This is a genomic window from Streptomyces sp. NPDC107562 (assembly GCF_055657325.1).
Genome location: NZ_JBVKBE010000002.1, coordinates 57,619 through 75,684, shown reverse-complemented (window position 1 = coordinate 75,684; position 18,066 = coordinate 57,619). Strand labels below are relative to the sequence as shown.

Annotated in this window: 14 protein-coding genes; 1 reads left to right on the top strand and 13 read right to left on the bottom strand. The window is 75.0% G+C overall.

What is annotated here, in order from left to right; translation table 11 throughout:
• Positions 1-118: 118 nt before the first annotated feature.
• From cobC to cobM, 6 genes are read right to left on the bottom strand one after another with little or no spacing between them, the layout of a single operon-like run.
• Positions 119-1,174 carry an Rv2231c family pyridoxal phosphate-dependent protein CobC gene (cobC, locus tag ACZ7LV_RS06170; protein WP_471936299.1) on the bottom strand — a complete coding sequence of 352 codons (1,056 nt, stop codon included), beginning with the start codon at positions 1,172-1,174 and terminating at the stop codon, positions 119-121.
• A complete protein-coding gene (locus tag ACZ7LV_RS06165; protein ID WP_471936297.1) occupies positions 1,164-2,078 on the bottom strand; it encodes a sirohydrochlorin chelatase in 915 nt (304 codons plus the stop codon). The genes cobC and ACZ7LV_RS06165 overlap by 11 nt, the downstream gene beginning before the upstream one ends.
• Entirely contained in the window at positions 2,075-2,662 is a 588-nt protein-coding gene (locus tag ACZ7LV_RS06160) for a precorrin-8X methylmutase (RefSeq protein WP_471936295.1), read from the bottom strand. Before ACZ7LV_RS06160 ends, ACZ7LV_RS06165 begins: the two co-directional genes overlap by 4 nt.
• Positions 2,659-4,332 carry a precorrin-3B C(17)-methyltransferase gene (gene cobJ, locus ACZ7LV_RS06155; protein ID WP_471936294.1) on the bottom strand — a complete coding sequence of 558 codons (1,674 nt, stop codon included), beginning with the start codon at positions 4,330-4,332 and terminating at the stop codon, positions 2,659-2,661. The genes ACZ7LV_RS06160 and cobJ overlap by 4 nt, the downstream gene beginning before the upstream one ends.
• Complete coding sequence (cbiE, locus tag ACZ7LV_RS06150) at positions 4,329-5,564, bottom strand: precorrin-6y C5,15-methyltransferase (decarboxylating) subunit CbiE (protein ID WP_471936292.1); 1,236 nt, start codon at positions 5,562-5,564, stop codon at positions 4,329-4,331. The genes cobJ and cbiE overlap by 4 nt, the downstream gene beginning before the upstream one ends.
• Complete coding sequence (cobM, locus tag ACZ7LV_RS06145) at positions 5,561-6,379, bottom strand: precorrin-4 C(11)-methyltransferase (protein ID WP_471936290.1); 819 nt, start codon at positions 6,377-6,379, stop codon at positions 5,561-5,563. The genes cbiE and cobM overlap by 4 nt, the downstream gene beginning before the upstream one ends.
• Positions 6,380-6,461: 82 nt before the next feature.
• Between cobM and ACZ7LV_RS06140 the strand changes: the two genes are divergently transcribed.
• Complete coding sequence (locus ACZ7LV_RS06140; RefSeq protein ID WP_471936288.1) at positions 6,462-7,187, top strand: ZIP family metal transporter; 726 nt, start codon at positions 6,462-6,464, stop codon at positions 7,185-7,187.
• A gap of 11 nt (positions 7,188-7,198) precedes the next feature.
• On the opposite strand, the gene cobI is transcribed toward ACZ7LV_RS06140, so the two are convergent.
• The 7 genes from cobI to ACZ7LV_RS06105 are packed head-to-tail and all read right to left on the bottom strand — an operon-like array spanning position 7,199 to position 18,019.
• Positions 7,199-7,930 (bottom strand): precorrin-2 C(20)-methyltransferase, encoded by a 732-nt coding sequence (gene cobI, locus ACZ7LV_RS06135; RefSeq protein ID WP_401675977.1) that lies wholly within the window; start codon positions 7,928-7,930, stop codon positions 7,199-7,201.
• Entirely contained in the window at positions 7,927-9,297 is a 1,371-nt protein-coding gene (locus ACZ7LV_RS06130; RefSeq protein WP_471936286.1) for a cobyrinate a,c-diamide synthase, read from the bottom strand. Before ACZ7LV_RS06130 ends, cobI begins: the two co-directional genes overlap by 4 nt.
• The gene (gene cobO / locus ACZ7LV_RS06125) at positions 9,291-9,899 is read right to left on the bottom strand and encodes a cob(I)yrinic acid a,c-diamide adenosyltransferase (RefSeq protein ID WP_471936284.1); all 609 of its coding nucleotides are present in this window, start codon (positions 9,897-9,899) and stop codon (positions 9,291-9,293) included. Before cobO ends, ACZ7LV_RS06130 begins: the two co-directional genes overlap by 7 nt.
• Positions 9,899-11,899 (bottom strand): putative cobaltochelatase, encoded by a 2,001-nt coding sequence (locus ACZ7LV_RS06120; protein ID WP_471936282.1) that lies wholly within the window; start codon positions 11,897-11,899, stop codon positions 9,899-9,901. The genes cobO and ACZ7LV_RS06120 overlap by 1 nt, the downstream gene beginning before the upstream one ends.
• Entirely contained in the window at positions 11,896-15,564 is a 3,669-nt protein-coding gene (gene cobN, locus ACZ7LV_RS06115; protein ID WP_471936280.1) for a cobaltochelatase subunit CobN, read from the bottom strand. Before cobN ends, ACZ7LV_RS06120 begins: the two co-directional genes overlap by 4 nt.
• Positions 15,561-17,072 (bottom strand): cobyric acid synthase, encoded by a 1,512-nt coding sequence (locus tag ACZ7LV_RS06110; RefSeq protein ID WP_471936278.1) that lies wholly within the window; start codon positions 17,070-17,072, stop codon positions 15,561-15,563. Before ACZ7LV_RS06110 ends, cobN begins: the two co-directional genes overlap by 4 nt.
• The gene (locus ACZ7LV_RS06105) at positions 17,069-18,019 is read right to left on the bottom strand and encodes a cobalamin biosynthesis protein (protein ID WP_471936276.1); all 951 of its coding nucleotides are present in this window, start codon (positions 18,017-18,019) and stop codon (positions 17,069-17,071) included. The genes ACZ7LV_RS06110 and ACZ7LV_RS06105 overlap by 4 nt, the downstream gene beginning before the upstream one ends.
• Positions 18,020-18,066: the final 47 nt, after the last annotated feature.

Here is an 18,066-nt window from a genome sequence, read left to right as displayed (position 1 = left end):
CGGCGCGTCGGTCCGTGCCGTGCTCGGCAGGGGCCGACGCGCCGTGCGCGCGCCGACCCGACGGCTCCACCAGAGACCGGATCAACCGTCCTAGGGGATCAGCGGTCCGCCGCCCTGATCAGCCCTCCGCCGCCCCGATCGCCCGTTCCAGCGCGCGGAGGAACGAACCCGTCGTCACCCGGTCCCGTACCGCGAGCCGCAGCCACTCCTCGCCCAGTCCGGGGAAGGTGTCCCCGCGCCGGACGGCGAAGCCCAGGGCGCGCAGCCGCCGGCGTACCGCGGCCGCGTGCGGCAGGCGGACGAGGACGAAAGGGCCCTCGGCGGGTGTCACGACCCGGACGCCGGGCACGCGCGACAGCCCCGCCACCAGGTGGGCCCGGTCGGCCGCGACGCGGTGGGCGGCGTGGGCCGCCTCCGCCAGCGCCCGTGGCGCCACACACGCCTCGGTGGCGGCCAGGGCGGGGGTGGAGACCGGCCACAGCGGCTGGGCGCGTTCCAGCTCCGCGACGGTCTCCGGGGCGGCGAGGACGTAGCCGACGCGCAGCCCGGCCAGACCCCACGTCTTCGTCAGGCTCCGCAGCACGACCAGCCCGGGCACGTCCGTCCGGCCGGCCAGCGCCTCCCGCTCACCGGGCACCGCGTCCATGAACGCCTCGTCCACGACCAGCGTCCGTCCGGGACGGGCCAGCCGGGCGAGGACGCCGGCCGGGTGCAGCACCGACGTCGGGTTGGTCGGGTTGCCGATCACCACCAGGTCGGCGTCCTCCGTGACGGCCGACGGATCCAGCCGGAAGCCGTCCGCCTCCCGCAGCAGCACCCGGCCGACGGTGTGCCCCGCGTCCCGCAGTGCCGCCTCCGGCTCCGTGAACTGGGGGTGCACCACGACCGGGTGGCGTACCTTCAGCGCCCGCGCCAGCAGCACGAACGCCTCTGCGGCACCCGCCGTCAGCAGCACCCGCTCCTCGCCGACCCCGTGCCGGGCCGCCACCGCGGCCCGCGCCCGGCGCCCGTCCGGATAGGCGGCGAGCCCCGACAGCGAGCCGGCGATCACCTCCCGCAGCCAGGCCGGCGGCGTGTCCGCGCGGACGTTGACGGCGAGGTCGACGAGGGCCGCGCCGTCGTCGCGGACCTCGGCGTCGCCGTGATGGCGCAGGTCGGGCCCGTCAGTGGGCATGGGAATGAGCGCCGTGGTGATGGTGGTGGCCGTCGTCGTCGGGGTGGAAGTGCGGCTGCTGCGGCAGGCCCACCTTGTCCTCGAAGCCGGGCAGCGCGATCCGGTACACGCAGGTGTCGCAGTTCATCCGCAGATCGCCCCGCACGGCCTCCTCGTAGCGCTCCATCACCAGGTCGAGCAGCTCCGGCTCCGGGCCGATGACGTCCGCCGACCGCACCTCGACCTCGGGATGCGCGGCCGCCCAGCCCTCCGTCTGCGACCGCACCCGGTCGGGCAGGATGCCGGTGAACAGGAAGTACGGCAGCACGACGATCCGCCGCGCGCCGAGCCGCACGCACCGGTCCAGGCCGCTCGGCACGTCCGGAGCGGCCAGCGACACGAACGCCGTCTCCACCCCGGCGTACCCCCGCCCCTCCCACAGCAGCCGCGCCGCCTTGTGCACCTCGGCGTTGGCGTCCGGGTCGGTCGATCCGCGCCCCACCAGCAGCACGGTCACGTCGGCGCGGTCGCCGGGCGTACGCCCCCCGGCGCCCAGCGCCTCGTCCAGCCGCCGCTCCAGCACCGCCAGCAGCCCCGGGTGCGGGCCCAGCGGGCGGCCGTAGGTGTACGAGATCCCCGGGTGCCGCTCCTTCTCCCGGGCCAGCGCGGCGGGGATGTCGCCCTTGGCGTGCCCGGCGGACACCAGCATCAGCGGCACGGCGGCGAAGCGGCGTACGCCCCGTTCCACCAGTTCGGCCACGGCCTCGCCCAGCGGCGGCGGGGACAGCTCGATGAAGCCGCCCGCGACGGGCAGTTCGGGGTGGCGGCGCCCCAGCTCCCGCACGAAGTCGCGGAACGCCTCGGCTCCGGCGTCGTCCCGGGTGCCGTGGCCGGCGATGAGCAGGGCGGGCGGCGCGGTGGTCACGGTTTCTCCTCGTACGAAGTGGGGTGGTACAGCAGGGCGTTGAGGGCGGCCGCGGCGACCGCCGAGCCGCCCTTCTCGGACACGTTGCTCACGGCGGGCAGTCCGCTCTCCCGCAGCGCCGCCTTGGACTCGGCGGCGCCGACGAAGCCGACGGGCAGCCCGATCACCAGCGCGGGATCCGCGTCCAGGGTCAGCAGTTCCTCCAGCGCGGTCGGGGCGCAGCCGATCACCCAGACCGCGCCGGGACCGACCTGCTCGTACGCGAGCCGCACGGCGTGCGCCGAGCGTGTCAGCCCCGGTCCGGAGCGGGCGTCCCTGAGCCGGCAGACGGTGTCGCGCCGGGTGATCCCGGCGGCGACCATCTCGACGTCCACCACGACGGGGGCGCCGGAGTGCAGCGCGCGGTACGCCCCGTCGAGGTCCCGCTCGGCCGTCACGAGGTCCGTGGCGTAGTCCAGGTCGGCGGCGGAGTGGATCACCCGTTCCACCACCGCCCGGGTCAGCGGCGGGAAGTGCGAGGTGTCCAGCCGGGCGCGCAGCCGCCGGAACGACTCCTGCTCGATGGGGTGGACCACACGGTTCACCTGGTCTCCTCCTGCTGCCAGCGGTAGCCGCGCGGCGTCACCATACGCCCCGCGATCTCCCGGGTGGCCGTGTTGCCCACGGTCACGACCGTCATCATGTCGACCGTCGCCGGGTCGAGCGCGGCGAGGGTGGTCAGCCGGCTGGACTCGTCCGGCCGGGAGGCGTTGCGCACGACGCCGACGGGTGTCGTCGGCGCACGGTGCCCGGCCAGGACCGCCAGCGCCTTGGGCAACTGCCAGTCCCGGCCCCGGCTGCGCGGGTTGTAGAACGTCACGACGATGTCCGCCTCGGCGGCCGCCCGCACCCGCCGCTCGATGACCTCCCACGGCGTGTGCAGGTCGGACAGGCTGATCGAGACGTGGTCGTGTCCGAGCGGTGCGCCGAGGATCGCGCCGGCCGCGAGCGCGGCGGTCACTCCGGGGACGCCGACCACGTCGATGTCGTCGGAGGCCTCGGCCAGCGCCGGGGACGCCATGGCGTACACGCCCGCGTCACCGCTGCCGATCAGCGCGACGGCGTGTCCCTTACGGGCCTCCTCGACCGCCGTCCGGGCCCTCTCCTCCTCGGCGCCCAGCCCGGACTCCAGGATCCGCGTGCCGGGGCGCAGCAGGTCGCGGATCTGGTCGACGTACTGGTCGAGGCCGACGAGCACGGACGCGCGGCGCAGCTCGGCCTCGGCACGCGGGGTGAGCAGATCGCGGGCCCCGGGCCCGAGCCCGACCACCGCGAGCCGGCCGCGCGCGGGCCGCCGTACGACCGCACAGGTCGCCCTCGCCGACTTCCGCTTGGGGACGAGGAGTTCACCGCCGCCGAGCAGTGCCGAGGCCTCTGCCACGGACGGGGTGCCGACGGCGGCGAGGGGGGCGTCGGACGGGTTGGGGACCGCCACGGCCGCCAGTCGCTCGGCGGAGTACGTCACCAGAGGCACGCCCAGCCGCGCGGCGGCGGCGACGATCCCGGCCTCCTCGGCCTTGGCGTCGACGGTGGCGAGTTCGGCGATGCTGCGAGGAGAGAGACCGGCCTCCCGCAGGGCGCCCTCGATCAGCGCGAGCACCTCCTCGACGGGGGCTCCCTTCGAGGCGCCGACGCCGACGACGAGGGACGGCGGCCGCAGCACGACCTCGCCCTCCGCCGGCTCCAGGGCACGGTCGCTGACCCGGATGACGTGGGCCCCCTGCGCGGCGACCGGCAGCGCGGGCAGCGGCCACGCCGACTCGGCGCGCAGGGCGACGGGTTCGCCGTTCAGCAGGGCACGGGACACGGCGGCCACGGCGCCCTCCACGGGCAGGCCCAGGGTGTCCAGGCCGGCCAGACCGACGGAGTCCGTCGCCGTGGTGATCACCGGCTCGGCGCCCAGCAACGCGCCCACCTCGCGGGCGAGTTCGTTGGCGCCGCCGCCGTGCCCGCCCACCAGGGACACCGCGAACCGGCCGCCCTCGTCGACGCACACCACCCCGGGGTCGGACGCCTTGTCACCCAGCAACGGGGCGACCAGCCGCACCACGGCGCCCGTGGCCAGGAAGCACACCAGCTGCCCGCACTCCGCGAACGCGGCCCGCACGGCCTCCCCCACGGGCCCCTCGTACACGCGCGTCCGGTCCGGCCAGGCCGCGGCCAGCCGGTCCCGCGCCGCCGCTCCCGCCGCCGTGGCGGAGATGAGGCCGATCACTGAGCAACTCCTTCGGTACGAGCCGGAGGCCGGACGCCCCACAGCAGGAAGACCGGGTTGGTGGCCGCGAGACGGCTCACCTCGCCCGGCAGCGGCGCGAGCCGCGACGACTGCAACAGCACCCCGTCACAGGTGAGCCCCGCTCCCGTGAGCGCCTCGCGCGCCCCCGGCACCCGGTCCAGCGCGGCCAGCGCGACGACCACCGTCCGCCGCGCCCGCCGCGCGCACTGCGCGACGAGGGCGGGAAGCTCACGTCCCCCGCCCCCCACGAACACCGCGTCGGGATCGTCGAGCCCGGCGAGCACCTCCGGCGCCGTGCCGTGCACCACCCGCACGTCGACGCCGTGCGCCTCGGCGTTGGCCCGGATCCGCCGCGCACCGTCCGCCGCCTTCTCCACGGCGACGACCGCGGCGCCCAGCCGCGCGCACTCGACGGCCACCGAGCCGGACCCGGCCCCGACGTCCCAGACCAGGTCACCGAGGCGCGGTCCGAGCCGGGCCAGGGCCAGCGCCCGCACCTCGAACTTGGTGATCATCGAGTCGCGGTGGGTGAACGCGTCCTCGTCCAGGGCCCATCCGGCGGGTCCCGCGGCGGGGCCCGCGACGGTGCGCGCGCTGGTGAGCGCCCGCCGCTCGTCCAGGCACAGCACGACGTTCACCGCCGGCTCCCAGTCCCGGACCGCGGCCTCGGCGGGCGTCACCCGCTCCACCCGTTCCCGCGCGGGGTCACCCAGCGCGGAGGCGACGACGAGCACCCGGCCGGTGTCCCGCAACGCCGCGCCCAGCTCGGCCGGACCGGACCCCGGCCCGGTCAGCACGGCCACCTTCGGCCGCGCCCGGCACACGTTCACCGCCGTCCGCAGCTCCCGCCCGTGCGCGGAGACGACCACCGCGTCGTCCCAGGGCAGTCCGGCCCGCGCGAACGCGGCGGCCACGGACGAGACACCCGCCCGGACCCGGAGCCGCCGTGCCCCGAACCGCTCGGCGAGCGTCCGCACGATCCCGAAGAACCCGGGGTCCCCCGACGCCAGCACCACGACCCGCCGGTCCTTGGCGAGGTACTCCTCGATGGCGTCGAGGGCGGGCGCCAGCGGGCCGAGCACGATGCGCTCGGCCCGCTCGGGCAGGCGGGCGGCCTCCAGATGGCGCCGCGCGCCGACGACCAGTTCGGCGCCGTCGGCCACGTCGTCCGGCAGCGGCGCACCGGTGCCCGTGCCGACGACCGTGATCACGTGCTCGCACCTCGTTCGCGCAGGGCCCGGCGAGCCTCCGGGTCGGCCTTGCGGAAACCGTGGAAGTGGCCCGGGTGGTACAGGTGCGAGCGGGTGCCGTGCGCGTCGAGGGCGGGGCCCACCAGGAAGAGGGTGTGCTTCCAGAGCTTGTGCTCCTTCACCGTCTCCTCCAGCGTCCCGACCGTGCACCTGACGACCAGCTCCTCGGGCCAGGTCGCCTGGTACGCGACGACGACCGGGGTGCTCGTCGGATACCCGCCCTCCAGCAGCTCCCGGACCAACTGCCCGCTGCGGGCCGCGGACAGGAAGATCGCCATGGTGGTGCCGTGCCGGGCGAACTCCCGCACCTCCTCGCCGGGCGGCATCGGCGTCTTGCCGCCGCCGAGCCGGGTGAGCACGACGGACTGCGCCACCTCGGGGACGGTCAGCTCCCGCCCGGCGATCGCGGCGACGGCGGAGAACGAGGAGACACCGGGCACGATCTCGGTGGCGATGCCGAGCGCGGCGCACCGGTCGACCTGCTCCTGGGTGCCGCCCCACAGCGCCGGGTCGCCGGAGTGGATGCGGGCGACCCGCAGGCCCTCGTCGCGCGCCCGCTCGTAGACGGCCACGACGTCCTCCAGCGACAGGGCCGCCGAGTCGAGGATCTCGGCGCCCTCGCGGGCGTGTTCGAGAACCTCCGCCTGGACCAGGCTCGCGGCCCAGATCACGACGTCGGCCTCGGCGATGGCGCGCGCGGCACGGAACGTCAGCAGATCGGCGGCGCCGGGGCCGGCACCGACGAAGGTCACCTTGCCGGTGGGGGCTTCGGCCATGGGTTCGAGTCCTCTCGTACGGAAGTCAACGCGCGTGCGGCCGGATGTGCGCGACCGCGGGCTGATCGGATAGCAAGGGCACATGGCGGTGTTCGTCGCGCTGGGCGCGTTCCTGATGACGCTGGCGGGTGGCTGGACGGCGCAGCGCGTGACGGACCGCCGTCACCTCGTGCTGGGCCTGGCCGGCGGCCTGATGCTGGGCGTGGTCGGCATGGACCTGCTGCCGGAGGCCCTCGCGGCGGCCGGCACCGAGGTGCACGGCGTGCCGGCCGCCCTGCTCCTGTTCGTGGCCGGCTTCCTGCTGGCCCACGGTGTGGAACGGCTGCTGGCGGCCCGTCGCGCGGCGCACGGCGCCGACGAGCACGAGCGCACGCCCGAGGTGGGTCTGACGGCCGCCGCCGCGATGGTCGCGCACAGCGCCATGGACGGCGTGGCGATCGGCGCCGCCTTCCAGATCGGCGAGGGCATGGGCGTGGCGGTCGCGCTCGCCGTGATCGCCCACGACTTCGCGGACGGCTTCAACACCTTCACCCTCACGACCCTGTACGGCAACGCCCGGCGCCGGGCGCTCGCGATGCTGTTCGCGGACGCCCTGGCACCCGTCGTGGGTGCGGCGAGCACCCTCCTGGTGACCATTCCGCAGCCCGTACTGGGCGGCTATCTCGGCCTGTTCGGCGGGGCGCTGCTCTATCTGGCCGCCGCCGAGATCCTGCCCGAGGCCCACCACAAGCACGCCGCCGGGCCGACCCTGCTGTGCACGGTCGGGGGAGCGGCGTTCATCTGGCTGGTGGTGGGCATCGCCGAATGACCGGGGGAGCGTCACAGCTTGCCGCCCCGCCCACCCTCGCGTCGCGCGGGCGCGATGAGTGTGGAGAGATACGGCAGGGGCGCCCCGTCGAGCTCGGCGGCGGGCCGGACGGACTCCTCCGGCAGCCCCAGCGCGGACCCCCACACGGCACCCTCCAGCCGGCCGCTCTCGCGGAGCGCCTCGGCGACCTCGGCCGCCTGCCTGCCGAACTTGTAGGCGACGACGGTCCCGGGCCCGTTCAGCGCCTCCTTCAGCACCGCGGCACCGGCGGTCACCGGCACCAGCGTGAGCGGCTCGGTCCCCTCCGTCAGCACCGCGCCCGACCGCGCGGCGAGGTCCTGCATGGCGGTGATGCCGGGCACGGTCTCGATGACGGTGCCCGGGACCGACTCGGCGACGGTCTGCGCGAGATAGGTGAACGTGGAGTACACGTTCGGATCGCCGATGGTGGCGAACGCGATGTGGGCGTGCTCGCGCAGCAGCCCGGCGACCCGCTCACCGGCGGCGTCCCACGCCGCCTCACGGCGGGTCCGGTCGGTGCGCTCGTTCAGCGCGAACACGACCCGGACGACCTTCTCCTCGGGGACGTAGTGCAGCACGGTCGCCTCGGCACGCCCCCGCTCCCCGGTGTCCATGACCGGTACGACGACGAGCGCGGCGGCGCGCAGGGCGCCCACGCCCTTCACGGTCACCAGCTCCGGGTCGCCCGGCCCGACCCCCACTCCCACCAGCCTGCTGCTCATGACGTCCGGCACCTCTCCACGAACCGACGGGCGACACCGGGCGCCGACGCCCAGTGCGTGTGCAGAAAACTCGCGTGCACACCGCGCTCCACGAAACCCTCCACGCGCGGACGGGGGACGCGCACCCCCCAGGCGGGCGCCGGCCCGGCCGCCGGTTCGACGACCGTGCGGTGGAACTCGTGCCCGCGCATCCGCGTCCCCGCCGGCGCGAGCACACTGTCGCCCACGGCGACGGCGTCCCGGTAGCCGAGGGTCAGCCGCTGCGACATCCGCGCGTCCGCGTCGAGCACCCCGCACATCGGCTGCCCGTCCAGCTCCCGGCACAGGTACAGCAGTCCGGCGCACTCCGCGGCGACGGGCGCGCCCTGTTCGGCGAGCGCCGCGACGGCCTTGCGCAGCGGCTCGTTGGCCGACAGCTCCCCGGCGTACACCTCGGGGAATCCGCCGCCGACGACCAGTCCGCGCGTGCCGTCGGGCAGTCGCTCGTCCCGCACCGGATCGAACACCACGACCTCGGCCCCGGCGGCGGCGAGCAACTCGGCGTGCTCGGCGTAGGAGAAGGTGAAGGCCGGCCCCCCGGCGACGGCCACCGGCACGCGCGGGCCCTGATCCTCCGCGGGCGAAGCCCCGAGGGCCACGGTCGGGTCCCAGGCCGCGCACGGCAAGGGAGCCGCCGCGCGCGCCAGCGCCAGCAACGCCTCCAGATCACAGCCGGCCTCCACCTGCGCGGCCATGGCGGCCACCGCCTCGACGGCCGCGGGCCGCCGCTCGGCGACCGGCACCAGCCCCAGATGCCGGGAGGGGGTGTCCACCTGGGCCACCCGCCGCAGCACCCCGAGCACCGGCACCCCCACGGACTCCAGCGCCTCGCGCAGCAACTCCTCGTGCCGGTCCGAGGCGACCTTGTTGAGGATCACGCCCCCGATCCGGACCTCCGGGTCCCAGGACGTGAACCCGTGCACCAGCGCCGCCACCGACCGCGACTGCGAGGACGCGTCGACCACGAGCACCACCGGCGCCCGCAGCAGCTTGGCGACATGGGCGGTGGAGGCCAGCTCCCCTTCCCCGGCGGCACCGTCGAACAGCCCCATCACCCCCTCGACCACGGCGATGTCGCCACCGCGCGCCCCGTGCAGGAACAGCGGAGCCACCAGCTCGGGTCCGCACAGGTAAGCGTCCAGGTTGCGCCCCACCCGTCCGGTCGCGAGCGCGTGATACCCGGGGTCGATGTAGTCCGGCCCGACCTTGTGCGGGGACACGGCGAGCCCCCGCGCGGTGAGCGCGGCCATCAACCCCGTGGCGACGGTGGTCTTGCCGCTCCCCGAGGCGGGCGCGGCGAGGACCAGCCGCGGCACGGACGTCACCACTCGATGCCCCTCTGCCCCTTCTGCCCGGCGTCCATCGGGTGCTTCACCTTGGACATGTCGGTCACGAGATCGGCGAAGTCGACGAGCGCCTGCGGGGCGTTGCGCCCGGTGATCACCACGTGCTGGGCCCCGGGCCGGTCCCGCAGCACGGACACGACCTCCTCGACGTCGACCCACCCCCAGTGCATCGGGTAGGCGAACTCGTCCAGCACGTACAGCTTGTACGTCTCGGCGGCCAGGTCCCGCTTGACCTGCTCCCAGCCCTCCCGGGCCTTCTCCTCGTTGGTCGAGTTGTCACCCTGGATGTCCCGCTGGACCCAGGACCATCCCTCGCCCATCTTGTGCCAGTCGACGGACCCGCCCTCACCGCTGGCGCCCAGCACCCGCAGCGCGTTCTCCTCGCCGACCTTCCACTTCGCCGACTTGACGAACTGGAACACCCCGATCGGCCAGCCCTGGTTCCAGGCCCGCAGCGCCAGCCCGAAGGCGGCGGTCGACTTGCCCTTGCCGATGCCGGTGTGCACCACGACCAGGGGCCGGTTGCGCCGCTGACGCGTGGTCAGTCCGTCGTCCGGCACGACACTCGGTTGTCCCTGCGGCATTACGCGGCCCTCCTGCGCACGTCCTTCACCAGCCCGGCGATGGCGTCGGCGCGCAACGCCTCCAGCGTCACCGCCGTACCTCCCAGTTCGGCCGCGAGCTGCCCCGCGAGCCCCAGCCGCACCGGCCCCGACTCGCAGTCCACGACCACCGAGGCGACCCCGTCGGCGCCGAACAGCCGGGCCGCCCGCCCGGCGTTCGCGACCGGCTCCGGCCCCCCGGTGGCCCGCCCGTCCGTCACCACCACGAGCAGGGCCCGCCGGGCCGGATCCCGCAGCCGCTCCACGCGCAGCACGTCGCGCGCCTTGAGCAGACCGGCCGCGAGCGGCGTACGGCCGCCCGTCGGCAGCGACTCCAGCCGGACCGCCGCCGCGTCCACGGACGAGGTCGGCGGCAGCGCGACGTCGGCGCCGGTACCGCGGAAGGTCACCAGGCCCACCTTGTCCCGCCGCTGGTAGGCGTCCAGCAGCAGCGACAGCACGGCACCCTTCACGGCGCCCATCCGCTGCCGGGCCGCCATCGACCCGGAGGCGTCGACCACGAACAGCACGAGATTGCCCTCGCGCCCCTCCCGCGTCGCCTGCCGCAGATCGTCCCGCCGCACCACCAGGCCCCGCCCCGATCGTCCCCGCGCCCGCTGATGCGGCGCCGCGGCCTGCACGGTGGCCGCCAGATGCAGCGCCGTGAGCGCGCCCCGCGGCCGCCTCGCCCCGGTGGTCCGCCCGTGCTCCGTGCGCGCCCGCGATCGCCGCCCCGCGGTGCCCTCCCCGATCCCCGGCACGCTCAGCACCTTGGTCCGGAAGGGCTCGGCCGCCCGTACGGCGGACTGCTCGCCGGCCCCGGACGGGACGGGCGCACTCTCGGCCGACTCCTCGGGCCGCGCCCCGGCACCGTCGCCCTGCGGCTTCCCGTCAGGCTGCCCGCCGCCCCCGCCGGGACCGTCGCCGGGTCCGTCGGGGTCGGGATCGTCGTCGTCCTGGTGCGCGGGCGGCTCCGCGAACTCCCGCAGCGTCTCGTCCAGTTTGTCCTCGTCCAGGCCCGGCGCGTCGAACGGGTTGCGCCGGCGCCGGTGCGGCAGCGCGAGCAGCGCGGCCCGGCGCACGTCCTCCGCCAGCACCTCGGTCCGCCCCGCCCACGCGGCCAGCGCGGTCGCGGTGCGGGCCATCACGATGTCGGCCCGCATGCCGTCCACCTCGAAGGCGGCGCAGGTCGCCGCGATCTGCCGCAGCGCCCCGTCGCCGAGCAGCACGGACGGCAGCAGTGCCCGCGCCGCCGCGATCCGGGCCCGTACGGCGCTCTCCTCGGCCGCCCACCGGCCCGCGAAGGCAGCGGGATCGGCGTCGTGGGCGAGGCGCCGCTTGACGACCTCCACGCGCTGGTCGGGCTCGCGCGAGGCGGCGACCTCGACGGTCAGCCCGAACCGGTCGAGCAGCTGCGGCCGCAGCTCGCCCTCCTCCGGGTTCATGGTCCCGACCAGCAGGAACCGCGCGGCATGCCGTACGGAGACGCCCTCGCGTTCCACGTACGAGGCGCCCATCGCGGCGGCGTCCAGCAGCAGGTCGACCAGATGGTCGTGGAGGAGGTTGACCTCGTCGACGTAGAGGATCCCGCGATGCGCGTCGGCGAGCAGCCCGGGTTCGAAGGCCTTCACGCCCTCGGCGAGCGCCCGCTCGATGTCGAGCGCGCCGACCAGCCGGTCCTCGGAGGCACCGACGGGCAGCTCGACCATGCGGGCCGGCCGGGCGGCCCCGGCGCCGGGCTCGTGCGGTCCGTCCGGGCAGGCCGGGTCCGGCGCCGCGGGGTCGCAGGAGAAGCGGCAGCCGGGGACCACGGGGACCTCCGGCAGCAACGCCGCGAGCGCCCGCACCGCCGTCGACTTGGCGGTGCCTTTCTCGCCGCGGACGAGCACGCCGCCGACCGCCGGGGACACGGCGTTCAACAGCAGTGCGAGGCGCAGGTCGTCCTGTCCGACGACGGCCGTGAACGGAAAGGGGGTGCTCACTTGTCGTCGCCCTCCAGGTCGCCTTCGAGTTCGAGGTAGGTGGCCCGCAACCGTTCCAGCGTTTGCGCGTCCGGTTCCGCCCACAGTCCCCGCTCGGCGGCCTCCAGCAGCCGCTCGGTGATGCCGCGCAGCGCCCACGGGTTGGACTGCTTCATGAAGTCGCGGTTCTCCGGGTCGAAGACGTACTCCGCGCTGAGCTTCTCGTACATCCAGTCGTCGACGACCCCGGCGGTGGCGTCGTAGCCGAAGAGGTAGTCGACGGTCGCCGCCATCTCGAAGGCGCCCTTGTAGCCGTGCCGCCGCATCGCCGCCATCCAGCGCGGGTTGACCACGCGGGCCCGGAAGACGCGGTGCGTCTCCTCACCGAGGGTGCGGGTCCTGACCTGGTCGGGGGTGGCCGAGTCGCCGACGTAGGCCTCGGGGGAGGCGCCCGTGAGGTGCCGGACCATCGCGACCATGCCGCCGTGGTACTGGAAGTAGTCGTCGGCGTCGACGAGGTCGTGCTCGCGGGTGTCGACGTTCTTCGCCGCGACCGCGATCCGCCGGAACGCCGTCTCCATGTCCCCGCGTGCCGCCCGCCCGTCGAGCCCGCGCCCGTAGGCGTACCCGCCCCAGACGGCGTACACCTCGGCGAGGTCGGCGTCGGAGCGCCAGTTGCGGGCGTCGATCAGCGGCAGCAGTCCGGCGCCGTACGCGCCCGGCTTGGAGCCGAAGACGCGCGCGGTGGCGCGCCGCCGGTCGCCGTGCGCGGCGGTGTCCTCGTCGGCGTGCGCCCGTACGTAGTTCGACTCCGCGGGCTCGTCCAGCTCGGCCACCGCCCGCACCGCGTCGTCGATCAACCCGACGACGTGCGGGAACGCGTCCCGGAAGAAGCCGGAGATGCGGACGGTGACGTCGATGCGGGGCCGCCCCAGCTCGCCGAGGCCGATGATCTCGAACCCGGTCACCCGGCGCGAGGCGTCGTCCCACACCGGACGGCAGCCCAGCAGCGCCAGGATCTCGGCGATGTCGTCGCCCTGGGTGCGCATGGCCGAGGTGCCCCAGACCGTCAGGCCCACGGACTTCGGGTACGCGCCGGTGTCCTGGAGGTACCGCTGCACGAGCGAGTCGGCGAGCGACTGCCCGACCTCCCAGCTCAGCCGGGACGGGATGGCCTTGGGGTCCACGGAGTAGAAGTTCCGGCCGGTCGGCAGCACGTTGACCAGTCCGCGCGTCGGCGAGCCGGACGGACCCGCCGGGACGTAACCGCCGTCGAGCGCCTTGAGGATGTGGCCGATCTCGTCCGTGGTGCGGGCGAGCCGCGGCACCACCTCGTCGCAGGCGAACTCCAGCACGGCCACGGCCGCGGGCAGTTCGGTGCCGACCACCTCCCGTACCAGCGCCGCGCTCCCGGACGCCGCCCAGCCCCGCTCCTCCATCCCCTCCGCGAGCCGCCGGCACAGCTGCTCCAGCAGGTCGACGGCGTCGGCGGCGGTACGGGACGGGCCCTCGACGAGGTCGCTCAGCTCGACCGGCACCTTCAGCGGCGCGCCCGGCTCCGCCAGCAGCTCCTTCTCCACCAGCCCGAAGTGCTCGGCCAGGGACGCCCGCAGCCCCGGCAGCGCGTTCGCCCGGCCGCCCCACACCTGCGAGGCACGGAGCACGGCGAGGACCAGGTTGACGCGCGGCTCGCCGACCGGGCCGCCGCCGAGGACGTGCAGTCCGTCGCGGATCTGCACGTCCTTGATCTCGCACAGATAGCCGTCGATGTGCATGACGAACTCGTCGAAGTCGTCGTCGCCGGGCTGCTCGTCGACATGCAGGTCGTGGTGGAGCTCGGCCGTCTTGACCAGGGTCCAGATCTGGGCCCTGACCGCCGGTGCCTTCGTCGGGTCCAGGTCCGAGACGAGCGCGTACTCGTCGAGCAGCTGCTCCAGCTTGGCCAGGTCGCCGTAGGTGTCCGCGCGGGCCATCGGCGGCACCAGGTGATCGACGACGGTGGCGTGTCCGCGCCGCTTGGCCTGGGTGCCCTCGCCGGGGTCGTTGACGATGAACGGGTAGATCAGCGGCAGGTCCCCGAGGACCGCGTCCGGTGCGCAACCGCCGCCGAGCCCGAGGCCCTTGCCCGGCAGCCACTCCATCGTGCCGTGCTTGCCCATGTGGACGACCGCGTCGGCGCCGAAGCCCCCCTCCGATGTCGCAGCCTCCAGCCAGCGGTACGCCGCCATGTAGTGGTGCGACGGCGGCATGTCCGGGTCGTGGTAGATCGCGATCGGGTTCTCGCCGAAGCCGCGCGGCGGCTGGATCATCACGACGACGTTCCCGAACCGCAGGGACGCCAGCACGATGTCGTCGCCGTCGACGTACAGCGAACCCGGCGGCTCGCCCCACGCCTCCGTCATGGCGTCCCGCAGCCCAGGGTCGAGCTGGTCGAACCAGGCTCGGTAGTCGGCGAGCGGCACGCGCGCGGGCGCCGACGCCAGCTGGTCCTCGGTCAGCCACTCGACGTCGTGCCCGCCCGCCTCGATGAGCCGGTGGATCAACTCGTCGCCGTTGTCCGGGTACGCGGTCACCCCGTACCCGGCCTGCCGGAGCGCGTCCAGCACCCGCACCGCGGAGGCGGGCGTGTCCAGGCCGACCGCGTTGCCGACGCGCGAGTGCTTGGTCGGGTAGGCGGTGAAGACGAGCGCGAGCTTCTTGTCGGCGTTCGGCTTGTGCCGCAACCGCGCGTGCCGTACGGCGATCCCGGCGACGCGTCCGGCCCGCTCGGGGTCGGCCACGTACACGGGCACGTCGTCCGGGCCCTGCTCCTTGAAGGAGAACGGGACGGTGATCAGCCGGCCGTCGAACTCCGGGATCGCGACCTGCATCGCCGCGTCCATCGGGGAGAGGGCGGCGTCGGACGCGTCCCAGGCGTCCCGCGAGGAGGTCAGGCACAGTCCCTGCAGCACGGGCACGTTCAGCTCGGCCAGCCTGCCGATGTCCCACGCCTCCTCGTCGCCGCCCGCCGACGCCTGCGAGGCGTGCGTCCCGCCGGCGGCGAGGACGGTGGCGACCAGCGCGTCGGCCTTCGCGAGGAGCGTGTACAGCTCCGGGTCCGCGCCGCGCAGCGAACCGCAGTACACGGGCAGGGCGTTGGCGCCCCGCGCCTCGATCGCGTCGCACAGGGTTTCCACGAACGCGGTGTTGCCGCTGAGCTCGTGGGCCCGGTAGAAGAGCACGCCGACGGTCGGACGGCCCTCGGTGAAGGCACGGGAGCCGTGGACGCCGTACTCCGGCATCTTCCGCGGCTCGTCGAACCCCTCACCCGTCAGCAGCACCGTGTCCGACAGGAACCGCGCCAGCTCGGTGAGGTTCTCGGGCCCGCCCTCGACGAGGTAGCGCAGTGCCTCGGCCACGACGCCGGCCGGCACGGACGACTCGGCCATCAGCTCGGCGTCCGGCACGGACTCCCCGCCGAGCAGCACGGTGGGGATCCCCGACGCCCGCAGCCGGGCGAGTCCGTCCTCCCAGGCCCGCTTGCCGCCCAGCAGCCGTACGACGGCGATGTCCGCGCCCTCGACCAGCGCGGGCAGCTCGCTCTCGGCGTCCACGCGGGTCGGGTTGCCGATCCGGTAGGAGGCGCCGCAGGCACGGGCCGCCAGCAGATCGGTGTCGGCGGTGGACAACAACAACACTGTGCTCATGCGGGCGCTCCCGGTGGAAGGAAAGGCAGTCCTTGCGGCGCGCCGGACTCGATGAGCCGCCACAGCGCGTCCGTGTCCGCGTGCTGTTCGATCAGGTCGCCGAGCCGGTCGAGCTGCTCCTCGCGCAGCGCGGCGAAGGAGGTGCCGGGCGCCGGCACGAAGCGGCGGCCCGCGGCGGCGGCCACCTCGCGCAGGAAGGCCCGCCGGAAGCCGTCGGACTCCAGCGAGCCGTGCCAGTGGGTGCCCCAGGTCTGCCCGACCCGGCAGCCGTCCAGGAAGGGTTCGCCGCCCTCGACGTCGGCGACCCCGTGGTGGATCTCGTACCCCTCGACGTGCTCCCCGAGGGCCTCGCCGACCGGCCGGGTGAGCGTCTTCTCGCGGGCGAACCGCACCCGCACCGGCAGCACTCCGAGCGCGTCGACCTGCCCGCGCCGGCTCTCGACGTCGTCCTCGATGTGCTCGCCGAGGACCTGGAAGCCGCCGCAGATGCCGAGGATCGGACGTCCTTCGGCGGCCCTGCGCACGAGGGCCCGCGCGAGCCCGCGCTCCCGCAGCCACTCCAGGGCCCGCACGGTCCCCCGGGTGCCGGGCACCACCACCAGATCCGCGTCCGCCAGCTCCTCGGGCCGGTCCACGAACCGCACGACGACACCCGGTTCGGCGGCGAGGGCGTCGACGTCCGTGAAGTTGGACATCAGCGGCACGGCGCACACCGCCACCCGCAGCACGTCCTCGCCGACCGGGGCGGCCACCCGGGACTCGCGCACCGCCCCCCGCAGGGACACCCTCAGCCCGTCCTCCTCGTCGATGCCGAGGCCGTGCCGGAAGGGCAGGACGCCGTAGGTGTGCCGCCCGGTGAGGCCGTGCAGCATGTCGATGCCGGGTTCGAGGAGCGAGACGTCGCCGCGGAACTTGTTGACGAGGAACCCGGCGATCAGCTCCTGGTCCTGACGGGACAGCAGCGCGACGGTCCCGAAGAAGGAGGCGAAGACGCCGCCGCGGTCGATGTCGCCGACGACGAGCACCGGGAGACCGGCATTGCGGGCGATCCCCATGTTGACGATGTCGGTCCGCCGCAGATTGATCTCGGCCGGAGAGCCGGCCCCCTCACAGATCACCGCGTCATACGTGCCCCGCAACTCGGCGAGACAGTCGAGCACGGTCCCGAGCAACGCCTGCTGCCGTCCGCCGTGATAGCCCCGCGCGCTCATCTCCCCGACGGGCCTGCCGAGCAGCACCACCTGGCTGCTGCTCTCGCCGCCCGGCTTGAGCAGCACGGGATTCATCAGCGCGGTCGGCTCCACCCGGCAGGCCTGTGCCTGCATGGCCTGCGCCCGACCGATCTCGGCGCCCTCGCGGGTGACGAAGGAGTTGAGCGACATGTTCTGCGCCTTGAAGGGCGCCACCTTCACGCCCTGGCGCACCAGCCAGCGGCAGATGCCGGCGGTGACGACGCTCTTGCCGGCGTCCGAGGTGGTACCGGCGATCAGCAGCCCACGCCCGTTCACGCCGGCCTCCTCGACAGCCGTCCCCGCAGCCACACTCCGGCCGCGCAGGCCCCCAGGGCCAGCCGGCCCACCCGCCGGGACAACCGGACGGCCCGCTCGATGTCGCCGACTTCCACCGCACGCCCCCCACCGTTCAGCACGGGCCGGTGCTCGACCCGGCCCGCATACGACAACGTCCCCCCGAGCCGCACCCCCAACGCCCCCGCGAACGAGGCCTCCACGGCCCCGGCGTTGGGACTCGGATGCCGCGCGGCGTCCTTGCGCCAGGCCTGTACGGCTCCTCGCGCGTCGCCGCCCGCCAGCACGGCGAGCGACGCCGTCAGCCGGGCGCCCGGCCACCCGGCGAGATCGTCGAGTCGTGCGCTGGCCCATCCGTAGCGGCGGTGGCGCGGGGACCTGTGCCCCACCATCGCGTCGAGCGTGTTCACCGCCCGGAACCCGAGCAGCCCCGGGACCCCGCCCACGGCCCCCCACACCAGCGCCCCCACCACGGCGTCGGACGTGTTCTCCGCGACGGACTCCACCACCGCCCGCGCGATCCCCGGCGCGTCCAGCGCCTGCGGGTCGCGGCCGCACAGATGGGGCAGCCGGGCCCGCGCCGCCTCGACGTCCCCCGCCTCCAGGGCCCGCCCGACGGCCCGGGCCTCCCGCGCGAGCGAGGTCCCGCCGAGGACGGCCCAGGTGGCGACGCCGGTCAGCGCGACGGAAGCGGCGGGGGAGGACCGTACGACCCGGTGGGCCGCGGTGCCCAGGGCGACGGCGCCGCCCACGCACACGAGGGTGTGCAGCGCGCCCCATCCGCGGTGGTCCCGCCACAACACCCGTTCCACCGCGGCGGCGGCCCGCCCGAACGCGGCGACCGGATGCCCTCGGCGGGGGTCGCCGAGCACATGGTCGCCGAGGAGGCCGGCGGCGGCGCCGTACGCGAAGACGCGATCGGCACGCACGGGCTCAGCCGGCCGTGCGGGCGGGCAGAGACCTGGTGCGGGACCTC

Coding starts and splice junctions, on each gene's coding strand:
- cobM (WP_471936290.1), bottom strand. CDS start 6,379: ATGGCCGAAGCCCCCACCGGCAAGGTGACCTTCGTCGGTGCCGGCCCC.
- cobI (WP_401675977.1), bottom strand. CDS start 7,930: ATGAGCAGCAGGCTGGTGGGAGTGGGGGTCGGGCCGGGCGACCCGGAG.
- cobC (WP_471936299.1), bottom strand. CDS start 1,174: ATGCCCACTGACGGGCCCGACCTGCGCCATCACGGCGACGCCGAGGTC.
- cobN (WP_471936280.1), bottom strand. CDS start 15,564: ATGAGCACAGTGTTGTTGTTGTCCACCGCCGACACCGATCTGCTGGCG.
- cobO (WP_471936284.1), bottom strand. CDS start 9,899: ATGCCGCAGGGACAACCGAGTGTCGTGCCGGACGACGGACTGACCACG.
- ACZ7LV_RS06140 (WP_471936288.1), top strand. CDS start 6,462: ATGGCGGTGTTCGTCGCGCTGGGCGCGTTCCTGATGACGCTGGCGGGT.